This window comes from Flavobacterium lotistagni, from assembly GCF_011392125.1.
Taxonomy (GTDB): Bacteria; Bacteroidota; Bacteroidia; order Flavobacteriales; family Flavobacteriaceae; genus Flavobacterium; species Flavobacterium lotistagni.
Map to the genome: position 1 here is coordinate 176,043 of NZ_JAAJBU010000002.1, position 21,503 is coordinate 197,545.

The window sequence follows — 21,503 nt, forward strand, 5'->3', positions numbered from 1 at the left end:
AGATATTCAATTAATAATGAATAATTAATAGTTAATAATTGGGTATAAAAAAGCCCTCCGTTTCAGAAAGGCTTCTTTGTTTATTTCTGGTGATTAAAAGCTTCTGTTCTCATCAAACGCTTCCATATATTCAGCAACGCGCTTTACGAAACTTCCTCCGAGTGCGCCATCGATCACACGGTGGTCATAGCTGTGCGAAAGGAACATTTTCTTGCGGATGCCAATAAAGTCACCTTCTGGCGTTTCAATTACTGCAGGCACTTTTCGGATGGCTCCCAAAGCCAAAATTCCTACTTGTGGTTGGTTGATAATCGGCGTTCCGAACACGCTGCCAAATGTACCAACGTTGGTTACGGTGTAAGTTCCTCCTTGTGTATCGTCTGGTTTTAATTTACCTGCTTTGGCTCGATTGCCCAAATCATTTACAGCTTTCGCCATACCCAGTAAATTCAATTGGTCTGCGTTTTTGATTACCGGAACAATCAGGTTTCCGTTGGGCAAGGCAGCCGCCATACCAAGATTAATGTTTTTCTTTTTGATGATATAATCGCCATCGACTGAAATGTTCATCATCGGGAAATCTTTCAAAGCTTTTGCAATGATTTCCATGAATATTGGGGTGAAGGTCAACTTCTCGCCTTCTCTTTTCTCGAATGCGTTTTTGTTTTTCTCGCGCCAATCCCAAATTGCGGTAACGTCGACTTCGATAAACGATTGCACATGCGCCGAAGTTTGTACCGACTGCACCATATAACCCGAAATGAGTTTGCGCATGCGGTCCATCTCGACGATTTCGTCTTGGCCGTTGACTGAAACCGGAATGGCTTTTTGAGTTGTTGGTTGTTGGTTGTTGGTTGCCAGTTGTGTTTCGGCTGCTGCACTTGGGACGGGCGTTACAGGTTGTACTACAGACTGGACCGGAGCTGGAGCGGCTTGGGCAACAACCGGAGCATTCGTCCTATTCTTGATGTAATCTAATATATCGTTTTTGGTAACGCGGCCTTCGCTTCCTGTGCCTTGGATAGATTCGAGTTCTGCTACGCTGACGCCTTCTTCTTTGGCAATGTTGCGCACTAGTGGCGAAAAGAATTTTCCTGAAGTGCTGAAATCTTGTGGTGCGCTTGGTACAGCCGGAGCTGGAGCGGCCACGTAATCTTTTGCGGCTTCTACGGTTTTGGCTACTGCTTCTACTGCTGCGGCTGGTGCTGGTGCTGCCTCAACTGCTGGCGTTGGCGTCGTGGCTGCTGCGCTATCGGTTTCAATGATGGCGATGGTTTGGCCTACTTGAACAAGATCGTCTTTTTGAAACAGTTGCTCAACGAGAATCCCGCTGACTTCAGACGGTACTTCGCTATCTACTTTATCGGTCGCGATTTCTAGTACGGCTTCGTCCATTTCGATTTTGTCGCCGACTGCTTTGAGCCAATTGGTAATGGTTGCCTCGGCAACGCTTTCTCCCATTTTCGGAAGCTTCAATTCAAATCTTGCCATATTGTTAACCTAAAGGTATATTCTTATTTTGTGTTTGCGAAATTAATAAAATAAATCAGTTTCGGTTAAGAATCGTTTATTTTTTCAATCTCGGTTTGGTGCTTTCTGTTACGATAACCGAATCACTTCGCCTCGGTCGTTACTGCTGTTGCTTCCGATTAAAAAACGGCTTTTCTCGGGCAAAATCTTGAACGTGAACTGATTGTTGTTGTGCCGCTGCATCAATTCAATAATCGAACGGAAAGAACAACTGTTATTATCGAAAATAATTTCGACGTTTTTACCCGCTACACCTGAAGGCGAATTTAGATTATTTTCGGTTGCAGCATCGAGCAGCCGTACTTTTTTTCCTAACAAGTTTTCAACTTCACCAGCACGCTCGACATCGTTTGAGAACAGGCAGTAAGCGTCGATATTCCGTGGCTTGGCATCTGATTTTTTCATCTTCACTACCGAAAATACGTAGGCTCCGAAATCCATAAAAACTTTAAAAACAAACGAAACTTTAAAATGTTTATGATAAAAAAGTTGCATTGCGGTTTGAAAGCGCTCTAAATATTTTCGGTCTTTGACAGTGCTTTCGCCTTTGTAATGAATCACGGTGGTTCCGGCAAAATAATAGTTTTCGTTACCGGATTTGAGCGAACGGTAGGACAAATCGATGTCTTCTCCGTACATGAAAAAAGCCTCATCAAAACCACTGAGTTCATTGTACAGACTTCGTTTCATTAACATAAAAGCGCCTACCAACACATCGACTTTTCCGGTTTGATTCTCGGTGAGATGTTGCGCATAATACTTTCCGAATAGCGGTACTTTGGGAAATAATTTGTAAAGTCCACTTATTTTTGCCATCGCAACAAACGGCGTTGGAATGCCGCGCTTGCTTTCGGGTAGGAAATTCCCGGTTCCATCGATAAGTTTGCAGCCTACAATTCCTAAGTTGGTTTTGGTTTTGGCGAATTCGAGCAGTTTCTCGAAAGTATCTTCGGCCACCACCGTATCGGGATTCAGAATGCACAAATATTCGCCTTGGGCTACTGCTACACCGATGTTATTGCCTTTGGGGAAACCTGAATTTTCCTTGTTCTCGATGAGTTTGACGTTGGGAAAACGCTGCTTAATCATGGTGCAACTGTCGTCGGGAGAATTATTGTCGACCACAATGATTTCGCCGTCAAGGTTTTGCAATGCTTTTTGCACACTGAGCACACATTGCTCCAGAAAATAGCGCACATTGTAATTGAGGATGACGACAGAAATTTGCATGGCGCAAATATAGCAGATTCAGGATAGGTTTGGAATACCGTCACAAAAAGCCATAAAAAAAGCGCCCATCTCGGACGCTTGTACTTAGGCGATTTCTATCAGCCTTTTGGGTTTTGGTAGTGCTTCTTCGCGTTTGGGCAAGCTGATTTTCAGGATGCCGTTTTCATAACTTGCGCTGATGTCGTCGCTTTTGACTGTTTCTGGCAAAGTGAATGAACGGCGGAATGCTGAAAACGAAAATTCTTTGCGGGTGTATTTGCCTTCCTCGGTGGTGTTTTCGGTTTTGTGTTCCGAAGAAATCGTTAGCATATCATTGTCGATCTCGATATTGAAATCTTCTTTTTGCTTGCCTGGAGCCGAAAGCTCGACTTCAAAGGCAGTTTCAGTTTCGCGGATATTCACCGGTGGCACGCTCAGTGCGTTGGGATTTTGAGATCCGCCCATCCAGTCGGGTCTGAAGAATTCTTCCATTAAGGCTGGAAAAAAATTGTTCGGGTTGCGCTTTACTAAGTTCATTTTTAAAAGATTTAAAGTTAAACTTGATTAAACATTTCGAACTGGTTTTGACAAGTTTTGTACCAACACAAAAAATCCTGTCAACCGGCGTTAACCAAGGACAAATTGACATTTTTAAGACCGAAAAAAGTGAAAATTTGACAGCAGCCCTAGCCCTGATTATTTAGCTTCGCTCAGTTCGGCTAAAGCCTCGGGTAGATATTAAGAGGAGACCCGAGACCGAAAGGTCGAATCGTATGGAGCGATAGCGGAATAAAAGTCCAGTGGACTTCAGGTACAACTATACTTGAATTGAAATCCTAAACTTCAAGAATTACGGCTTGCCTTAGCCCTGATGGAAGTGGAAAGCCCGCAGCTTGCGAGGACTTGAAACGAACAGCAGGTTCCCGGCTCCTAAAAAATCCGACGACGAACCATCACCAACCGACAACTAAACACTATTTTTGCGCAAAATTTATTGCTGTGAATTATCTTTCTGTAGAAAATATATCGAAATCGTACGGCGAACGCACGCTGTTTGAAAACCTGTCTTTCGGCATCAACAAAGACCAGAAAATTGCGTTCATCGCCAAGAACGGTTCGGGAAAAACGACCATCATGAACATCCTCAACGGAATCGACGAACCCGATGCCGGTCAAGTCGTGGTGCGCAAAGAAATTAAAATGGCATTCCTCTCTCAAGTGCCGAATTTGCAGGAAGAACTCACCATTGAGGAAAGTATTTTCGCTTCAGACAACGCGATTCTGAAAGTAATTGAGCAATACGAAAAAGCGCTCGAAAACCCCAACGATACTGAGAATTACCAGAAAGCGTTCGACCTGATGGACCGCCACAACGCTTGGGATTTTGAAACACAATACAAGCAAATTTTGTTCAAGCTCAAGCTGGAAGATTTCAAACTCAAAGTAAAAAACCTTTCGGGCGGGCAGAAAAAAAGATTGGCGCTCGCGATTATCTTGATTGACCGACCCGATTTGCTGATCTTGGATGAGCCTACCAACCACCTCGATTTGGAAATGATTGAATGGCTGGAGAGTTATTTCGCCAAGGAAAGCATTACCTTATTTATGGTCACGCACGACCGTTTCTTTTTGGAACGCGTATGCAATGAAATTATTGAACTCGACAACGGGAAACTGTATCAATATAAAGGCAACTATTCCTATTATCTACAGAAGAAAGAAGAACGTATAGCCTCGGAAAACGCGAGTATAGACAAAGCACAAAACTTGTTCGTGAAGGAACTCGCTTGGATGCGCCGCCAACCCAAAGCGCGTACGACCAAATCGAAATCGCGTCAGGATGATTTTTACATCATCAAGCAAAAAGCCGAAAGCCGCCGCAAGGAAAATGTGGTCGAGCTTGAAATCAATATGGAGCGTTTGGGCAGCAAAGTGATTGAGTTGCACAAAGTGAGCAAAAAGTTCAAAGACCGCGTGATTTTGGAGAATTACAGTTATGACTTCCAACGCTCGGAACGCATTGGTATTATCGGAAAAAATGGCACTGGAAAATCGACATTTCTGAATTTGGTCACCGGAACGATTCCGCCCGATAGCGGCAAAGTGGTTGTGGGCGATACGATCAAAATCGGGTATTACACCCAAAGCGGCATTAACCCAAAGCAAGGCCAGAAAGTGATTGATGTGATTAAGGAATACGGCGAATACATTCCGCTGATGAAAGGCAGGACGATTTCTGCCGGGCAATTGTTGGAGCGATTCTTATTCGACCGCAAGAAGCAGCACGACTACGTAGAAAAACTCAGCGGTGGCGAGCTCAAGCGGTTGTATTTGTGTACGGTGCTCATTCAGAACCCGAACTTTTTGATTCTTGATGAGCCGACTAACGATTTGGATATTGTGACGTTGAACGTTTTGGAAAGTTTCCTTTTAGATTATCCGGGTTGTTTGATTGTGGTTTCGCACGACCGCTATTTTATGGATAAGATTGTCGACCATTTATTTGTATTCCGCGGACAAGGCGAAATTGAAGATTTTCCCGGGAATTACTCTGATTTCAGGGCATACGAAGACAGTGCCGAACCCGTGAAAGACGACAGCCCGAAAGAAAAAAACAACTGGAAAGAAAAACAAGTCAGCCAAGGTTTGAGCTTCAACGAGCAGAAGGAATTCCAGAAAATTGAGCGCGAGATCAAAGACTTGGAATACGAAAAAAAACAAATCGAGCAACAGTTCGCCGACGGAAAAGTGGCTGATGCAGACATCGAGAAAAAGGCCAACGAACTGCAAGCCGTAATTCAAAAACTGGAAGCAAAAGAAGAACGCTGGTTTGAGCTTAGTGCGAAGATTGAATAAAAAAAAATTGAACACAGATTCCACGGATTAGCACAGATTTTATTCGCAACAATCCTAATCTGTGTAAATCTGTGTAATCTGTGTTGTATAAATAGTGTTACATCAAATAAAATCCTATTTCCGATTTCTTTGGCACTCCAAAAACGAGCATGGGGTGCATTCGCCATTTGTGTTTGCTTTGGTCACGAAATGTTTTTATGACAGAACACCCAAAACTGAATATTCCATCCTGAGGAATTACCGCAATGCATTGCTAGAAAACAAGAACACGATTGAAGTAACTGATTTCGGTGCCGGTTCGCGCGTTTTTAACAGCAATACACGAAGAATCGACCAAATCGCTAAAAACGCCGGCATTACCGAAAAGCGGGCAGAATTGTTGTTCCGATTGTCGCGTTATTTTGAACCGGAAAATGTGCTCGAAATCGGCACTTCATTAGGATTGTCCACTTCAGCACTTTTACTCGGAAACCCAAAAGCGAAAATCACAACACTTGAAGGCTGTCCAGAAACCGCAAAAATCGCCCAACAACAATTCGAGAAATTCGGTTTTCAAAACATTGAACTCATCAATACGGAATTCGAAACCTACCTGTCCAATTCCGCCACCAACCAACAACCATCAACCAACAACCATCAATTAACCTACTTCGACGGCAACCACTCCAAAGCCGCGACTTTGAAATACTTTGAACTTTTGTTGCCCACAATTACCAACGAAACCGTCTGGATTTTCGATGACATTCACTGGTCTGCCGATATGGAAGAAGCTTGGGAAACCATCAAGAACCATCCAAAAGTGACTGTGACCATCGATACGTTTCAATGGGGTTTGGTTTTCTTTAGATACGAACAGCAGAAAGAGCATTTTGTGATTCGGATATGAAGTGCCTGAGTGCCTTAGTGCCTGAGTTTAAAATCGGAAAAGTGTACTTTCAGCTGTAAAATCCAACTAGAATAATGGCAGAAAGAGTTTTATATAATTCGGGTTTGAAAGTTCACCTGTATTTCAGGATTTACGGACTGCCCTAGCCCTGATGGCCGCGACAGCCCGCAGCTTGCGAGGACTATAGCGAACAGCAGGTTCCCGGCTCCTGAGAAAATCCAACAACCGTCAACCAACAACCAATATTCACAACCATTTATAAAACTCTTAAGTCGAAAAGTAACATCGATTAAAAAACGGCTACTTATTCGCGGAAATTTTCCGGTGCAATTCGTACTTTTAGAAACTCAAAATATTCTTGGCATGGCCCATCCTTTAATTCAGATTACCCAAATCAAACGCGATTTCATCCTCGGCAATGAAACGGTATATGTACTCAAAGGCATCGATCTCGAAATCAACAAAGGCGAATATGTGGCACTCATGGGCCCTTCGGGTTCCGGAAAATCAACGCTGATGAACCTTTTAGGATGTCTCGATACGCCGACCTCAGGAACCTACATTCTTAACGGCAAAGACGTCAGCCAAATGCACGATGACGAACTGGCCGAAATTCGCAACAAGGAAATTGGTTTCGTGTTTCAAACTTTTAACCTTTTACCCAGAACCACCGCACTCGATAATGTTGCGCTACCGATGATTTATGCCGGATATGGCAAAGCCGACCGCTACGAGCGCGCCAAGGAAGTGTTGGCTCAAGTAAACCTAGCCGACAGAATGGATCACCAGCCGAACCAACTCTCCGGCGGACAAAGGCAAAGGGTAGCCATCGCTCGGGCCATGGTCAACAAACCGTCGATCATTTTGGCTGATGAGCCCACCGGAAACCTCGACAGCAAAACCTCTATCGAAATCATGAAGCTTTTCGGCGACATCCACGTCCAAGGCAACACGGTCATTTTGGTCACGCACGAAGAGGAAATTGCCGCATACGCCCATCGGGTAATTCGTTTGCGCGACGGGATGATTGAGAGCGATACGGTCAATAAATAGTTGATGGTTGGTGGTTGGTGGATTTTCAGGAGCCGGGAACCTGCTGTACGCTATATCTTTTTAAACCTACTAGGTTTTGTAAACCTAGTAGGTTTAAAAAGGATGCCGCTGCCATCAGGGCTAGGGCTATTGATTTAACAAAACCATTTTCGATGAAAAAGATATTGTTGTTGTTGTTCGTTCTTCTAACCGGCCTTTTTGTTTTGGGGCAAAACCCTATGCAGCAGCAAGCCATTCAAACTTTTCAATCGGATTACAACAACAATGATTTTCAGAAAATCTACCAATCGTTTTCCGCCAAAATGAAACAGGCGCGTTCGAAACAATATTACTTCCAGATTTTGTCACGCGTCAAAAAAGAACGAGGCAATTTACGGTCGGTTGAAATCACCAATTATACAGAAATTGACCTAAAGAAAACCCGTGCACAATATCTGGGGCATTTTGATTATGGAACGGCAATGATTAGAATAACGATGAACGAGCGAAGTCAAATCATTGGGTTTTATATCTTTAAAGAAAATCTTTTATAATTTAATCTACCCAGAAAACTTACATGCCATGAAAATCGCCTTGCTTACCTGCGAACGATTACCCGAGCTTACCGAAAGCGACCGGTTATTGATTCCCGAACTGGCCAAACACCAAATTGAAGCACAAGCCGTTATTTGGAACGACAAAACCATCGACTGGACCAAGTTTGATTGTCTGATTTTCCGCAACACTTGGGATTATTACCAAAATGAAAAAGAGTTCAATCTTTGGCTGTCGCAACTCGAAAAAGCTAAAATCAAGACGCTCAATGCGCTAGAAATCGTCCAAAGAAACAAACACAAATTCTACCTACGGGATTTGCAACAACAAGGTATTGCCATTCTGCCCACAATTTTCATCGACCCAACCAGTACTTTAAATTTAGGCGAACTCCTACCGAAAGAATGGAAAAAAGCCGTAATTAAACCCGCGTTCTCAGCCGGTTCTTATCTGACGGAAGTTTTCGAAGTCAGCGAAATAACAACCATTAACCAAAAATACCGAACCCTAGCCGCCGAGAAAGCACTTCTATTGCAAGAATTTTGGCCTCAAATCCAGACCGAAGGCGAAACCTCGTTGGTGTTTTTCAACAAACAATTTTCGCATGCGGTAAACAAAAAACCAGCAACCGGAGATTTTCGTATTCAGGTGCAGTTCGGCGGAAAATATACTTCGGTTGTTCCCGAAAAATCGGTAATCGAACAGGCTCAAAAAATCGTCGACACTTTTCCCGAAAAGCTACTTTATGCCAGAGTTGACGGCATCATTACCAACGGAAAACTCTACTTGATGGAAGTGGAATGCATCGAACCGGATTTATATTTCAGTTATAGTCACGGCGCCAGAGAAAAATTTGTATCGGCCACTCTCGAATTAATCCACTAACTTTGATTCCCCAATTATTAATTATTAACTATTCATTATTAATTGAATAAATGAAAGTCTATACTAAAACCGGCGACAAAGGCACCACGGCTCTTTTCGGAGGCACGCGTGTTCCCAAAGACCATATCCGAATCGAAAGCTACGGCACCGTAGACGAACTCAATTCGCATATTGGGCTCATTCGCGACCAAGACATGAACGCACATTACAAAGACATACTCATTGAAATTCAAGACCGGTTGTTTACCATCGGAGCCATCTTGGCTACACCTCCAGAAAAAGAAGTGATGAAAAATGGGGAATTGCGCCTTCAGAATTTGGGTTTGCTCGAAAGCGATATCGAACTGCTCGAACGCGAGATCGACACCATGGAAGAAAGCCTGCCGCCGATGACGCATTTTGTTTTACCGGGCGGACATACCACGGTGTCATATTGTCATATTGCGCGCTGTGTGTGCCGCAGGGCCGAACGTTTGGCAGTGCATTTAAGCCATAACGAACCGGTTTTACCTATGGCAATCCAATACCTAAACCGACTTTCTGACTACCTTTTTGTGCTGGCACGGAAGTTGACTTTCGACCTAAAAGCCGAGGAAGTCAAATGGATTCCAAGGAAATAAAAGTTAGTAGTTAGTAAACAGTCGTTAGTAGTTAGTGGAAATTCCATTTTTAAATTGAATGCTTCGTAATAAATACTAATTTTTAGCTAGTGCTAAGTAATCGATTTTCTTACTAAATAGTTCAAAATAGAAGCTAATTACCAACCACTAATTACTGTTTACTAACTACTAAAAACCACGCTCTTACTTTTTTTTGAAATAAATTGATTTTTACTTGACTGTTAAAGTAAAAAAATTATTTTTGCACAAAACTAAAAATCGAAAGAAGATGTATTGGACATTAGAACTAGCGTCATATTTGAGCGACGCGCCGTGGCCAGCAACCAAAGATGAGCTTATCGATTACGCGATCAGAGCTGGTGCTCCGCTAGAAGTGGTGGAAAACCTGCAATCTATAGAAGACGAAGGAGAGATCTACGAATCAATGGAAGAAATTTGGCCAGACTATCCCACCGACGAAGATTACCTTTGGAACGAGGATGAATATTAAAAAAATAATCCCAATGAAAGTCTCGAGAAGAGGCTTTTTTTTTGTTTAAATTTGCACACTTTATAAATTAGAAATTACCACTTAATTATGAGTTTCATCAATAGCATTATCAAAGCGTTTGTAGGCGACAAATCTGAGAAAGACGTCAAAGCTTTACAGGGAAACCTCAATAAAATCAAAGCCTTTGAAAGCACTTTGTCTGGTTTGTCACACGATCAGCTTCGCGCCAAAACTGCAGAGTTCAAAGAAAAGATCAAGCAAGCCCGTGCCGAAAAAGATGCCAAGATCAGTGCCTTATTGCAAGAAGTGGAAGCCGTAGAAGACATCGACAAAAGAGAAGAAATTTACGCTTCTATTGATATCTTAGAAAAAGAAGCCTACGAGATTTCAGAGAAAACCCTCAACGATATCTTACCCGAAGCGTTTGCTGTTGTAAAAGAAACTGCCAGACGTTTCAAAGAAAATACTCAAATTGCTGTAACTGCGACACCAAAAGATCGCGAACTTTCAGCAACCAAATCCTATATCACTCTAGACGGCGACCAAGCCATCTGGGCCAACACTTGGAATGCCGCCGGAAAAGAAATCACTTGGGACATGATCCATTACGATGTCCAGCTTATTGGCGGTATGGTGTTGCACAGCGGAAAAATCTCGGAAATGCAGACCGGTGAAGGAAAAACCTTGGTAGCCACCTTGCCTCTGTACTTGAATGCTTTAACCGGAAACGGCGTGCACTTGGTGACCGTGAACGATTACCTCGCCAAACGTGACAGCGCCTGGAAAGCACCACTTTTTGAATTCCACGGTTTGACGGTGGAATGCATCGACAATTACCAGCCGAACACAGCAGAGCGTAGGAAAGCCTATGATGCCGACATCACTTACGGAACCAACAACGAGTTTGGCTTTGATTACCTTAGAGACAACATGGCACATTCTCCGGAAGATTTGGTACAACGCAAACACAATTTCGCGATTGTAGACGAGGTCGATTCGGTTTTGATCGACGATGCGAGAACACCGCTGATTATTTCTGGTCCGGTTCCGCAAGGCGACCGCCACGAATTCAATGAGCTCAAGCCAAAAATTGAAAATTTAGTGAACCTTCAAAGACAGCTGGCCAACGGTTTCCTAGCCGAATCCAAGCGTTTGTTCAAAGAAGGAAATATGAAAGATGCCGGTTTCAACCTGCTCAGAGCTTATCGTGCGCTACCAAAAAACAAGGCACTCATCAAGTTCCTTTCAGAAGAAGGTGTGAAACAGTTGTTGCAGAAAACCGAAAACCAGTACATGCAAGACAACAACCGCGAAATGCACAAAATCGATGAGGCTTTGTATTTCGTGATTGAAGAAAAAAACAATCAAGTCGAACTTACTGACAACGGAATCAAATTCCTTTCTACCGATACCGACGAAAATTTCTTCTTGTTACCCGATATCGGAACTGAAATCGCACGCATCGAAAAACTCGGCATGGAAAAAGACAAAGAAGCCGAGGAAAAAGAGAAGCTGTTCCAAGATTTTTCTATCAAAAGCGAGCGCATCCATACATTGACGCAATTGTTGAAAGCCTATGCCTTGTTTGAAAAAGATGTCGAATACGTTATCATGGACAACAAGATCCTAATTGTAGACGAACAAACCGGCCGTATCATGGATGGTCGCCGTTATTCCGACGGATTGCACCAAGCCATCGAAGCCAAGGAAAACGTGAAAATCGAAGCCGCGACCCAGACTTTTGCTACTGTTACTTTACAAAACTATTTCAGAATGTACAGCAAACTCGCCGGAATGACCGGAACTGCTGTTACAGAAGCAGCCGAGCTTTGGGAAATCTACAAACTCGACGTAGTAGAAATACCGACCAACAAGCCGCTGGCCAGAAAAGACAAAGAAGATTTAATCTATAAAACCACCCGCGAGAAATTCAACGCCGTGATTGAAGACGTGACCGACCTTTCTAAAGCTGGCCGTCCGGTACTGATTGGTACTACTTCGGTAGAAATCTCCGAACTCTTGAGCCGAATGCTCAAAATGAGAAACATTCCGCACAACGTATTGAATGCCAAAATGCACAAGCAGGAAGCGCAAATCGTTGAAGAAGCCGGAAAACCTGGTGTAGTCACTATTGCCACCAACATGGCCGGTCGTGGAACCGATATCAAACTTACACCAGAAGTAAAAGCCGCCGGAGGTTTGGCCATCGTCGGTACCGAAAGACACGATTCACGTCGCGTAGACCGTCAGCTCAGAGGTCGTGCCGGTCGTCAAGGTGATGTCGGAAGCTCGCAGTTTTATGTTTCCCTAGAAGATAACCTGATGCGTCTGTTCGGCTCTGAAAGAGTAGCCAAAGTCATGGACAGAATGGGCCTCAAAGAAGGCGAGGTAATTCAACATTCGATGATGACTAAATCTATCGAGCGCGCCCAGAAAAAAGTCGAAGAAAACAACTTTGGTATCCGTAAAAGACTATTGGAATACGACGACGTGATGAACGCCCAACGTGAAGTAGTCTACAAACGCCGCCGCCACGCCTTGCACGGAGAAAGACTTAAAGTAGATATCGCCAACATGATGTTCGACACCAGCGAGCTCATCGTGCAGACGAACAAAGCCGTGAACGATTTCAAGAATTTCGAGTTCGAACTCATTCGTTATTTCTCGATTACTTCGCCGGTAACTGAGAGCGAATTCGAGCGTTTGTCTGAAATGGAGCTTGCCGGAAGAGTTTACAAAGCCGCACTGGAATTCTACACTGCCAAAACCGAAAGAAGCGCACGCGAAGCCTTGCCTATCATTTCAAGTGTTTACGAAGACCCGAACAACCAATTCGAGCGCATCATCGTTCCGTTTACCGACGGCATCAAAACGCTCAATGTGGTCACTGACCTCAAAAAAGCCTACGAAACCCAAGGCAAGCAACTCATTGCCGATTTCGAAAAGAACATCACACTCGCCATTGTCGATGAAGCCTGGAAAAAACACTTGCGCAAAATGGACGAGCTCAAGCAATCGGTGCAATTGGCCGTTCACGAGCAGAAAGATCCGCTTTTGATCTACAAATTCGAGGCTTACAACCTATTCAGCTCGATGATCAACGGCGTGAATAAAGAAGTGATTTCGTTCTTGTTCAAAGGCGATTTGCCACAACAACAAAACGCACCGGCGATTCAGGAAGCCCGTCAGGTGAAAGTCAAGGAAAATTACAAAACCAGCAAAGACGAAATTCCAAATTCAGAAACTTCGGCACAACAAAACCGAGAAGCGGGCCAAACGCAGCAACGCCAAGTGACCGAAACCATCGTGCGCGAAATGCCGAAAATCAACCGCAACGACAACGTGACAATTCGCCACATCATGAGCGGAAAATCCGAAACGATGAAATACAAGAAAGCTGAAAACCTGCTCAATTCAGGCGAATGGGTGATAGTGAATGAGTAAACAATAATTAGTAGTTAGTAGTTAGTAATTAGTAGTTAGGGTTTTGGAGCCGGGAACCTGCTGTTCGCTATATCTTTTCAAACCTACTAGGTTTCCAAAACCTAGTAGGTTTAAAAAGGATGCCGCTACCATCAGGGCTAGGGCATAACGTAAAACCAGAAATACCTTATAAAATAAAAACCCCGATTGTCAAACGCAGTCGGGGATTTTTTATATTTGGGCTTCAAATTACTAACTATGAAAATCAAAACTTGTTTTCTTTTGCTGCTGTTGGTTGGCGGTTTTTCATTTGCCCAAACCCTCGAACAACTCAAAGTGGCCACCAAAAAAATCCACGAAGCCAATTACAACATGGACTTTGATTCGATCACTAAATTCTCTTATCCGAAAATCGTTACCCATTACGGAAAAGACAAATTTCTCGAAAAACTCGACCACGATTACCAGAACGAAACTTACCGCATGCGCATCCAACTTGAAAATGTGGTTTTCGAATACGGTTCAATCCGGCTTATTGACGGCGTAAATTTCTCTGTGGTTTCTTTTAAAAATCCGGCCCGTTATTTTTACGAAAACAAACTCGATTCCAATACTTCACTCATTCAGGCCAATTTCCTGCGCGAGAAAGACCGCACCCGCGACGTGACTTTCGAGCCCAAAAGGAACAGTTTTAATGTGCGCCGAACTTCGAAACTAGTTGGAGTTGCCGATGCCTCAACCCAAAACCAATGGCGCTTTTTCAATATGGACGACCCCGAACAGCGCGCCTTGTTCGACAGCATTTTTAACGAAAACATAAAAAATCAACTCGGGCTGTAAAGCCATAATGATATTTCCTACTTTTACGTAATAACTTAAAATTCCAAAACCATGGCAAAAGGAATGGACGCCAAGAAAGCCGTCAAGAAAGAACCACAAAAAACGGCCAAGGAAAAAAAGGCAGAAAAACGCGAGAAGAAGAACAATCCGAAAAGAGACTAACTCGCCAGAATTTCAAAGAACGCTAAGACAACATAGTAAAATCTTAGCGTTCTTTTTTTATAGAGAATCAGGAAAAATCTTGCCCGGATTCAAAATACCATTCGGATCAAAAGTATCCTTGATGCCTTTCATGAGTTGCAATTGAAACGCATTGAAAACAATATCCATATAATTTTTCTGCACATAACCAATGCCGTGTTCGCCCGAGAGCGTTCCTTTCAAAGCCACGGTGAGTTCGAATATTTCGCGAATGCCTTTGGTAACTTCGGTATGCCAAGCTTCGTCGCTCATCTCGCCTTTGACAATGTTCACGTGCAAATTCCCGTCGCCTGCATGGCCATAGCAAACCGATCGGAAACCGTACTTCTTCCCTATAGATTTGATCCCGGAAAGCAATTTAGCAAGTTCATAGCGCGGCACCACGGTATCTTCTTCTTTGTAAACTGAATTCGCCTTGACTGCTTCGGCTACCGAACGGCGCATTTTCCAGAGCGCGTTTTTCTGGTCTTCTGTGTCGGCAAACAAAACCTCGTCAATATCGAATTGTTCGACAACGCCCATGATTTTCTCGGCTTCTTGAAACAACACTTCTGGGTAATTCCCATCGACTTCAATGAGCAAATGCGCTTGTATATTTTCGGCCACTTGAACGTTTAACCCTTCGACAAACTGCAGTGTCCAATCAATCGCATCGCGTTCCATGAATTCCAGAGCGCTTGGAGTCACGCCAGCACGAAAAATAGCCGAAACGGCCTCGCACGCTTCCTCGGCTTTAAAAAACGGAACGAGCATCAACACATTGTGGCTGTTCTGCGGCAACAATTTCATGACGATTTTGGTAATCACCCCCAAAGTGCCTTCACTACCCACCATGAGTTGTGTCAGATTGTAGCCTGTCGAGTTTTTTAGCGTGTTGGCTCCGGTCCAGATGATTTCGCCATTGGCCAAAACCACTTCGAGGTTCAGCACATAATCTTTAGTCACGCCATATTTGACGGCTCTTGCGCCACCGGCATTCTCGGCCACATTGCCACCAATAGTACAACTGCCTTGACTACTCGGATCGGGCGGATAGAACAAACCTTTTTCAGCCACAATCTCGCGCAATACTTGTGTAATGACCGCGGGCTCGACCGTAACTTGCAGATTTCGCTCATCGATTTCTAGGATTTTATTGAAACGGTCCATCGCGAGGCCAATACCTTCGTGAATACACAAAGCGCCGCCACTCAAACCGGTTCTGCCGCCAATCGTTGTTACCGGAATCAAGAGTTTGGTAGCCAATTTCAAAATCGCGGAAACTTCTTCAGGCGTTCCGGGTTTGACCACTACACCGGGCGGAAACACATAGTCTTCGGTTTCGTCGTGGCCATAATGGTGTCGGGTTTCAAGGTCGGTAAAAACGTAAGATTCACCAATAATAGCGGCGAGTTGTTGTAGTATTTCGGGAGTAATTTGCGAATTCATGGCGTAAATTTAGTAAAAGTTGTGGGTTGTTGGATTTGTGCAGTGGAATTAGCTGTCAGCTTTTAGCTGTTAGCGGTTAGCTCGAATTGTGGAATTAACGGGAGTCGGTCGTCGGGAGTCAGTCGTTTGTTGGATTTAGCTTCGCCCGGTTCAGGAGTTTTAATGGATTGGGCGTGCCCCAAGGGTCGGGCTTTTCGCAGTGCACGGCACTTTGCTGCAATCCCTCACGCGGCTGCCGGGAAAGTGGGCGTTTTGGTTTAGATAATGAAATTCACGGTAAAAAAAAGTTCTGTCGAGACGAAAACCCTAGCCCTGATAGCAGCGACATCCTTTTGTGTAGCGTCGCGGAGCAAAAGATATAGCGAATAGCAGGTTCCCGGCTCCTGAAAAAGCTCAGGCACTAAATTACTTAAGCACCAACGAACTCAGACACTAAGGCACTAAGGAACTCAGGCACTCAAAACTACTTCTTCTTCAAATTCGGCAAGCCATAGCAAATCACGCCGATAATTGGCAAAAACGAACACACGTGATATACGTATTGAATGGAAGTATAATCGGCCAAAATACCGAGTAAAGCAGAACCCAAAGCACCCATTCCGAAAGCGAAACCGTAGAACAAACCTGAAATCATGCCTAATTTTCGCGGAATCAATTCTTGTGCGTAGACTATAATAGCCGGGAAAGCCGACGAGATAATCATTCCGATGATAATCATTAAAACATCGGTCCAGAATAGGTTTACATAAGGCAACAACAAGGCAAATGGTGTAGCGCCAAAAACCGAAAACCAAATAATGTACTTGCGCCCGAATTTATCGCCGAGCGGGCCGCCCATGATGGTTCCGGCGGCATAGGCAATCAGGTAAATAAACATGTGGTACTGCGCCTGCTGGATGGAAAGGTGGAACTTATCGATCAGGAAAAAAGTGTAATAAGTGGAAAGGCTCGCCGAGTAGAAAAACTTCGAGAAAATGACTACGAGCAAAATGGTAATGCTCCATTTCACGCGGCTTTTTGAAAGATTGTGGAACTCGGTAAAAATCGTGGATTGGTGCGCTTTTCTAATCAAATGGTCGCGATACCAATAAGCAATTTTGCCAATGATGCCCAAAGCCACCACTGCTCCGATGACAAACCACAAAATGTATCGTTGCGAATTCGGAACTACAATCAGCGCTACCAGTAACGGCCCTAAAGCGGTTCCTAAATTCCCGCCGACTTGAAAAATCGATTGGGCCAAACCACGCTTGCCGCCCGAAGCCAAATTCGAGATGCGCGCCGATTCGGGATGAAAAATCGCTGAACCTGTTCCTATTAAGCAAACTGAGAGTAAAATCCAGTAGAAACTGTTGGCAAACGAGAGCACAACAATACCCAAAAGCGAAAAAACCATCCCGTAAACCTGAGAAAACGGTTTCGGATGCTTGTCGGTGTAATAACCCACGAATGGTTGCAGAATGGAAGCAGAGAACTGAAAAGCAAAAGTAATCAGTCCGATTTGGGTGAACGACAAGTTGTAGTTTTCTTTAAGAATGGGATAAACCGAAGGAATGATCGCCTGAATCATATCGTTGAGCAAATGTGCAAAACTGATGGCGAACAGTACCGAAAAAATCGTTTTAGACACAAAGGCTTCCTTGCCGGTATTGATTTCAGGAGTTTCCATTTAAAAGTTCTTGAGGATAAAATGCCAAAAAGCCAAAGTGAGGAACGAAAGCGGAATACCAACACCCACCATCATGTTGCTGAGTTTGGGTTTCAAACCGTATGAAGCCGAAAGAATGGTTCCGGTAATCATTGGTGCCATCGCGGCTTCCATAATAGAAACGTCAACAACTAGGCCTTTACCGCCGAGAATAATTCGGTACAATAAAAAGAAAATCGCAGGTGTGATGAACAACTTGAACAATAAACCAAATCGCAGGAATTTCCAATGCTGGCTGTTCCTATCGATTTTCAACTGAAAACCCACCGACAACAAAGCAATCGGAGTTACCGTACTGCCTAATTTCTGAAACACAGTTTGCAAATCGGGAATGAAATCCATTTTTAAAGCGCTCATCGAACAAGCCAAAACAAAACCCAGAAAGGGCGGAAACAATAGGATTTTGGAGAGAATTGTTTTGGCTTCGGTTTTTCCTCTGGAATAGATCGTGGCAGTAATCACGCCCAAAGTAGCCATCACGACAAACGAACCGGGTTGGTCTACGACTATGGCGGTTTTCAAACCTTCTTCTCCATACAACGCCTGAATAACCGGAAAACCCACAAACGAAGTATTGCCCAAACCGGCCGTGAGCGTCAAGCATCCGATGAGTTTGCGAGACCAATTCAGCCTTGTCCCGACCACATAGAAGAATATAAAAGAAAAAACAAAGCCCAACCATGCAATACCTAACGGATAAAGCAGTTCTGCATTGAGTTTGATTTTCGGAATATAGAATAACGCCAGTGCCGGAAGCGACACATAAATCACAAACTGATTCAGGGTTTGATGTGCATTTTGGGGAAATGCCTTGACGTGCTGCAAGCCCAATCCTAAAACCAGGCACAGAAATAACATGATGATACTATCCATACGGACGTTTCGAAATTTTTTGCAAAGGAACGGGAAAAAAAGAGAAAATCAAAGGTAAGAGGAAAGACCGCTGCGCTAAAAGATTTTAGACCGCTACGCTGCAAGAAAAGCTACCATAGAAAACTTTTATTTGCTAAATTTACGCAAACTTTTCCCTTTGAGCGATCCATCTAAAAAAGCCTCGGCCCTGAATGAAAAAGCTGGAATTTCCGCACCGGAAATCATTAGCGAAGCCGCAGCTGGCCAAATCAAACAATCGCGCCGAAAATTGCCCACCACGACAGAATTGCTCGACGGAATTCGCTCAGCAAACATCACCGCACTAAGTCGCGCTATTACGTTAGTGGAAAGTACCAATGTGTCGCACCAAAGCCAAGCCACGGAACTAATCAACGCTTGCTTACCTTACGCCAATAAATCAGTTCGTATTGGCATTACAGGTGTTCCGGGTGTAGGGAAAAGCACTTTCATTGAAGCTTTCGGAAAATACTTGACCGGTTTAGGAAAAAAAGTGGCGGTTTTGGCGGTCGATCCGAGCAGTACGATTTCGCATGGCAGCATTTTAGGCGATAAAACCCGAATGGAAGAACTGGTGAAAGATCCAAATGCGTATATCAGGCCATCTGCATCGGGAGCAACTTTAGGCGGCGTGGCCAGAAAAACCAGAGAAACCATTACACTTTGTGAAGCCGCAGGTTTTGATACCATCTTGATAGAAACCGTGGGCGTCGGACAAAGCGAAACGGCCGTTCACAGCATGGTCGATTTCTTTCTGCTCTTGAAAATATCCGGGGCCGGTGACGAATTGCAAGGCATCAAACGTGGCATTATGGAAATGGCCGATGCGATTGTGATCAATAAAGCCGATGGCGATAATATCCGAAAAGCGAAACTCGCCAAAACTGAATTCAACAAAGCGTTACATTTATTCCCAGCAAAAAAATCAGGCTGGACACCTACTGCTTCCACTTGCAGCGCGATGACCAAAGACGGTATTGCCGAAATATGGCACAACATAGAGGCGTTTCTCGAACTCACCCAAAACAATGGTTATTTCAAAGAAAAACGCATCGAGCAAAATCAGTTCTGGATGATGGAAACTATTAATGACCAGCTCAAACAACATTTTTTGAATCATCCTCAAATCCAACGGTTGCTCGAACAAGAAAAAAATGCGGTGCAAAACCAAACGATATCACCGTTTGCAGCCGCCCAGAAATTGCTGGATTTTTATTTCAAATCTGAATAAAAGCTAGTCCTCGTACCTTTCGACTTCACGATCATAAAAGGCGTTGGCTTGTTCAATCAGCCCTTCCATTTCCGCGTTGAGTTCGGCCTCGTCAAGGTCTTCGGCTTCTTCTAAAAATTCTACTTCATCGTCTTTGAGGTTGATGATAAATCGCGGATAGTCTAAGTGAATGATAAAAATATCATCGGGAAAATCGGTATTGTCGCCGAGAAGAAATTTTGGTAATTCCATGGTTACTTTGGGTTGTGGATTCGCGAACCGGAGCTATATAACCAATTCGCAAACTGCCTGTAAAGGTTATTGATTTGCCAATTGCTTGGTGAGTTTTGCAAAGCGAAGATACAAAAATAAAGCAGCCGCCGTCAATCCGGCCAAAAGCCCAATCCAGATTCCGGTTGCTTTGAGCGCGGTGTACAATCCGAGGTAAATGGAAATTGGGAAACCTATAATCCAATATGCCACAAACGTGATATACATCGGCACTTTCACGTCTTGCAAACCTCGTAGCGCACCCAGAACTACTACTTGCAAGCCGTCAGAAATTTGGAAGATCGCCGCCACAATTAACAATTGGGAAGCAATCAAAACTACCTCAGCGTTGTCTATGGCCAAAGTTGAATTTTTCATATCGAGAAACAACTGCGGCAAAAAGTTGTGCATCAAAATGAACAACAAGGCAAAAATCGTCTCGAGAATAATGGTCAGTAAGAAAATCGAACGCGCCACCACAATGAGGTTTTTATAGTCGCTCAATCCTTTCTGATTGCCCACTCGAATCATCGCAGTTACGTTCAAGCCCATCGCAAACATGAAAGTCGTCGTGGCCAAAGTCAGTGCTATTTGATTGGCTGCTTGACTGGTTTTTCCGATGGTTCCCGAGAGCCAAATCGCTGCGGTAAACAAACTCACTTCGAACAACATCTGCATCGCCGAGGGCAACCCAAGATTAATAATCTTGCGCAGCACTGATTTCTTGATTTCGCGAAAACTGAACTTCGAGAAATAGATTTTCAAATCTTTGTTGTACTTCAGTAGATAATGCATGAAAACCACCATCATCACCCGCGAAATAACCGTTCCTAATGCCGCACCGACCACACCCAATTTGGGAAAAATCCAGAAACCATAAATCAGTACATAATTAAAAATAACATGCACAATGTTGGTCAGGAAAATGGCATACATCGAATATTTCGTTAGCGACAAACCGTCGGCAAATTGCTTATAGCCTTGGTACATAATCACCGGAATCAACGAAAACGCCACCCAATCGATGTACGGCGTTGCCAGTTTGACCACAGCTTCAGGTTGGTGCATCAGCAACATTAACGGTTTGGCCAACACAATCATCGAAAACAATCCGATACCCAGCAGCGTGCACAAAAACAAACCGTGATGAAAGGTAGCCTTGATGGTTTTGGTGTCTTTCTCGGCGTCGGCTTCTGCAATCAGTGGTGTCAAGGCAGTCGAAAAACCGATACCAATCGACATTCCGATGAAAATAAAACTGTTGCCCAACGATACCGCTGCAAGTTCGGTAGAGCCAAGATTTCCGACCATAATGTTGTCGACAATTCCGATCAACGTATGACCGAGCATTCCGAGCACCACCGGATAAGCCAATTTGATGTTATAAGGAAATTCCTTGAAGTATTGGGTAAGGTTCACTTTGCAATTTTGGTGGCAAAAATACGGTGTTTATTTGAGTTTTTTGAAAG

At 43.9% G+C, this 21,503-nt stretch carries 18 protein-coding genes; 10 read left to right on the plus strand and 8 right to left on the minus strand.

Annotated elements, in window-relative coordinates; all coding sequences use genetic code 11:
* Positions 1-93 precede the first annotated feature (93 nt).
* The 3 genes from G4D82_RS03515 to G4D82_RS03525 all read right to left on the minus strand — a co-directional run bounded on the left by G4D82_RS03515 (position 94) and on the right by G4D82_RS03525 (position 3,276).
* Positions 94-1,491, minus strand: a complete 1,398-nt coding sequence (locus tag G4D82_RS03515) for a dihydrolipoamide acetyltransferase family protein (protein WP_166334564.1) — start codon at positions 1,489-1,491, stop codon at positions 94-96.
* Positions 1,492-1,599: 108 nt separating this feature from the next.
* Positions 1,600-2,760 (minus strand): glycosyltransferase family 2 protein, encoded by a 1,161-nt coding sequence (locus tag G4D82_RS03520; protein ID WP_166334566.1) that lies wholly within the window; start codon positions 2,758-2,760, stop codon positions 1,600-1,602.
* Between the two features lie 84 nt (positions 2,761-2,844).
* Positions 2,845-3,276 carry an Hsp20/alpha crystallin family protein gene (locus tag G4D82_RS03525; protein ID WP_166334568.1) on the minus strand — a complete coding sequence of 144 codons (432 nt, stop codon included), beginning with the start codon at positions 3,274-3,276 and terminating at the stop codon, positions 2,845-2,847.
* A 462-nt stretch (positions 3,277-3,738) separates the two neighbouring features.
* Here G4D82_RS03525 and G4D82_RS03530 point away from each other — a divergent pair, with 462 nt between their 5' ends.
* The 9 genes from G4D82_RS03530 to G4D82_RS03570 all read left to right on the plus strand — a co-directional run bounded on the left by G4D82_RS03530 (position 3,739) and on the right by G4D82_RS03570 (position 14,326).
* The gene (locus tag G4D82_RS03530) at positions 3,739-5,595 is read left to right on the plus strand and encodes an ABC-F family ATP-binding cassette domain-containing protein (protein WP_166334570.1); all 1,857 of its coding nucleotides are present in this window, start codon (positions 3,739-3,741) and stop codon (positions 5,593-5,595) included.
* Positions 5,596-5,689: 94 nt separating this feature from the next.
* Positions 5,690-6,481 carry an O-methyltransferase gene (locus tag G4D82_RS03535; RefSeq protein ID WP_166334572.1) on the plus strand — a complete coding sequence of 264 codons (792 nt, stop codon included), beginning with the start codon at positions 5,690-5,692 and terminating at the stop codon, positions 6,479-6,481.
* Positions 6,482-6,844: 363 nt separating this feature from the next.
* Entirely contained in the window at positions 6,845-7,534 is a 690-nt protein-coding gene (locus tag G4D82_RS03540) for an ABC transporter ATP-binding protein (RefSeq protein ID WP_166334574.1), read from the plus strand.
* A 152-nt stretch (positions 7,535-7,686) separates the two neighbouring features.
* Entirely contained in the window at positions 7,687-8,067 is a 381-nt protein-coding gene (locus tag G4D82_RS03545) for a DUF3887 domain-containing protein (protein ID WP_166334576.1), read from the plus strand.
* Positions 8,068-8,095: 28 nt separating this feature from the next.
* Complete coding sequence (locus G4D82_RS03550; RefSeq protein WP_166334578.1) at positions 8,096-8,953, plus strand: ATP-grasp domain-containing protein; 858 nt, start codon at positions 8,096-8,098, stop codon at positions 8,951-8,953.
* Positions 8,954-9,003: 50 nt separating this feature from the next.
* Positions 9,004-9,573 (plus strand): cob(I)yrinic acid a,c-diamide adenosyltransferase, encoded by a 570-nt coding sequence (locus G4D82_RS03555; protein WP_166334580.1) that lies wholly within the window; start codon positions 9,004-9,006, stop codon positions 9,571-9,573.
* Positions 9,574-9,841: 268 nt separating this feature from the next.
* A complete protein-coding gene (locus G4D82_RS03560; protein WP_022828503.1) occupies positions 9,842-10,063 on the plus strand; it encodes a DUF2795 domain-containing protein in 222 nt (73 codons plus the stop codon).
* An 87-nt stretch (positions 10,064-10,150) separates the two neighbouring features.
* The gene (gene secA, locus G4D82_RS03565) at positions 10,151-13,507 is read left to right on the plus strand and encodes a preprotein translocase subunit SecA (protein ID WP_166334583.1); all 3,357 of its coding nucleotides are present in this window, start codon (positions 10,151-10,153) and stop codon (positions 13,505-13,507) included.
* Between the two features lie 237 nt (positions 13,508-13,744).
* The gene (locus G4D82_RS03570; protein WP_166334585.1) at positions 13,745-14,326 is read left to right on the plus strand and encodes a hypothetical protein; all 582 of its coding nucleotides are present in this window, start codon (positions 13,745-13,747) and stop codon (positions 14,324-14,326) included.
* A gap of 219 nt (positions 14,327-14,545) precedes the next feature.
* Here G4D82_RS03570 and G4D82_RS03575 read toward each other — a convergent pair whose 3' ends face one another.
* The 3 genes from G4D82_RS03575 to G4D82_RS03585 all read right to left on the minus strand — a co-directional run bounded on the left by G4D82_RS03575 (position 14,546) and on the right by G4D82_RS03585 (position 18,536).
* Positions 14,546-15,955, minus strand: coding sequence for an FAD-binding oxidoreductase (locus G4D82_RS03575; protein ID WP_166334587.1), 1,410 nt, complete (start codon positions 15,953-15,955; stop codon positions 14,546-14,548).
* A gap of 463 nt (positions 15,956-16,418) precedes the next feature.
* Complete coding sequence (locus G4D82_RS03580) at positions 16,419-17,624, minus strand: MFS transporter (protein ID WP_166334589.1); 1,206 nt, start codon at positions 17,622-17,624, stop codon at positions 16,419-16,421.
* Positions 17,625-18,536, minus strand: a complete 912-nt coding sequence (locus tag G4D82_RS03585) for an AEC family transporter (RefSeq protein ID WP_166334591.1) — start codon at positions 18,534-18,536, stop codon at positions 17,625-17,627.
* Positions 18,537-18,693: 157 nt separating this feature from the next.
* Between G4D82_RS03585 and meaB the strand changes: the two genes are divergently transcribed.
* Positions 18,694-19,785 (plus strand): methylmalonyl Co-A mutase-associated GTPase MeaB, encoded by a 1,092-nt coding sequence (gene meaB / locus G4D82_RS03590; protein WP_166334593.1) that lies wholly within the window; start codon positions 18,694-18,696, stop codon positions 19,783-19,785.
* Positions 19,786-19,788: 3 nt separating this feature from the next.
* On the opposite strand, the gene G4D82_RS03595 is transcribed toward meaB, so the two are convergent.
* Together G4D82_RS03595 and G4D82_RS03600 are read right to left on the minus strand one after the other, a co-directional pair.
* The gene (locus G4D82_RS03595) at positions 19,789-20,016 is read right to left on the minus strand and encodes a hypothetical protein (protein WP_166334595.1); all 228 of its coding nucleotides are present in this window, start codon (positions 20,014-20,016) and stop codon (positions 19,789-19,791) included.
* A 66-nt stretch (positions 20,017-20,082) separates the two neighbouring features.
* A complete protein-coding gene (locus tag G4D82_RS03600; protein WP_166334597.1) occupies positions 20,083-21,453 on the minus strand; it encodes an MATE family efflux transporter in 1,371 nt (456 codons plus the stop codon).
* Between the last annotated feature and the right edge of the window lie 50 nt (positions 21,454-21,503).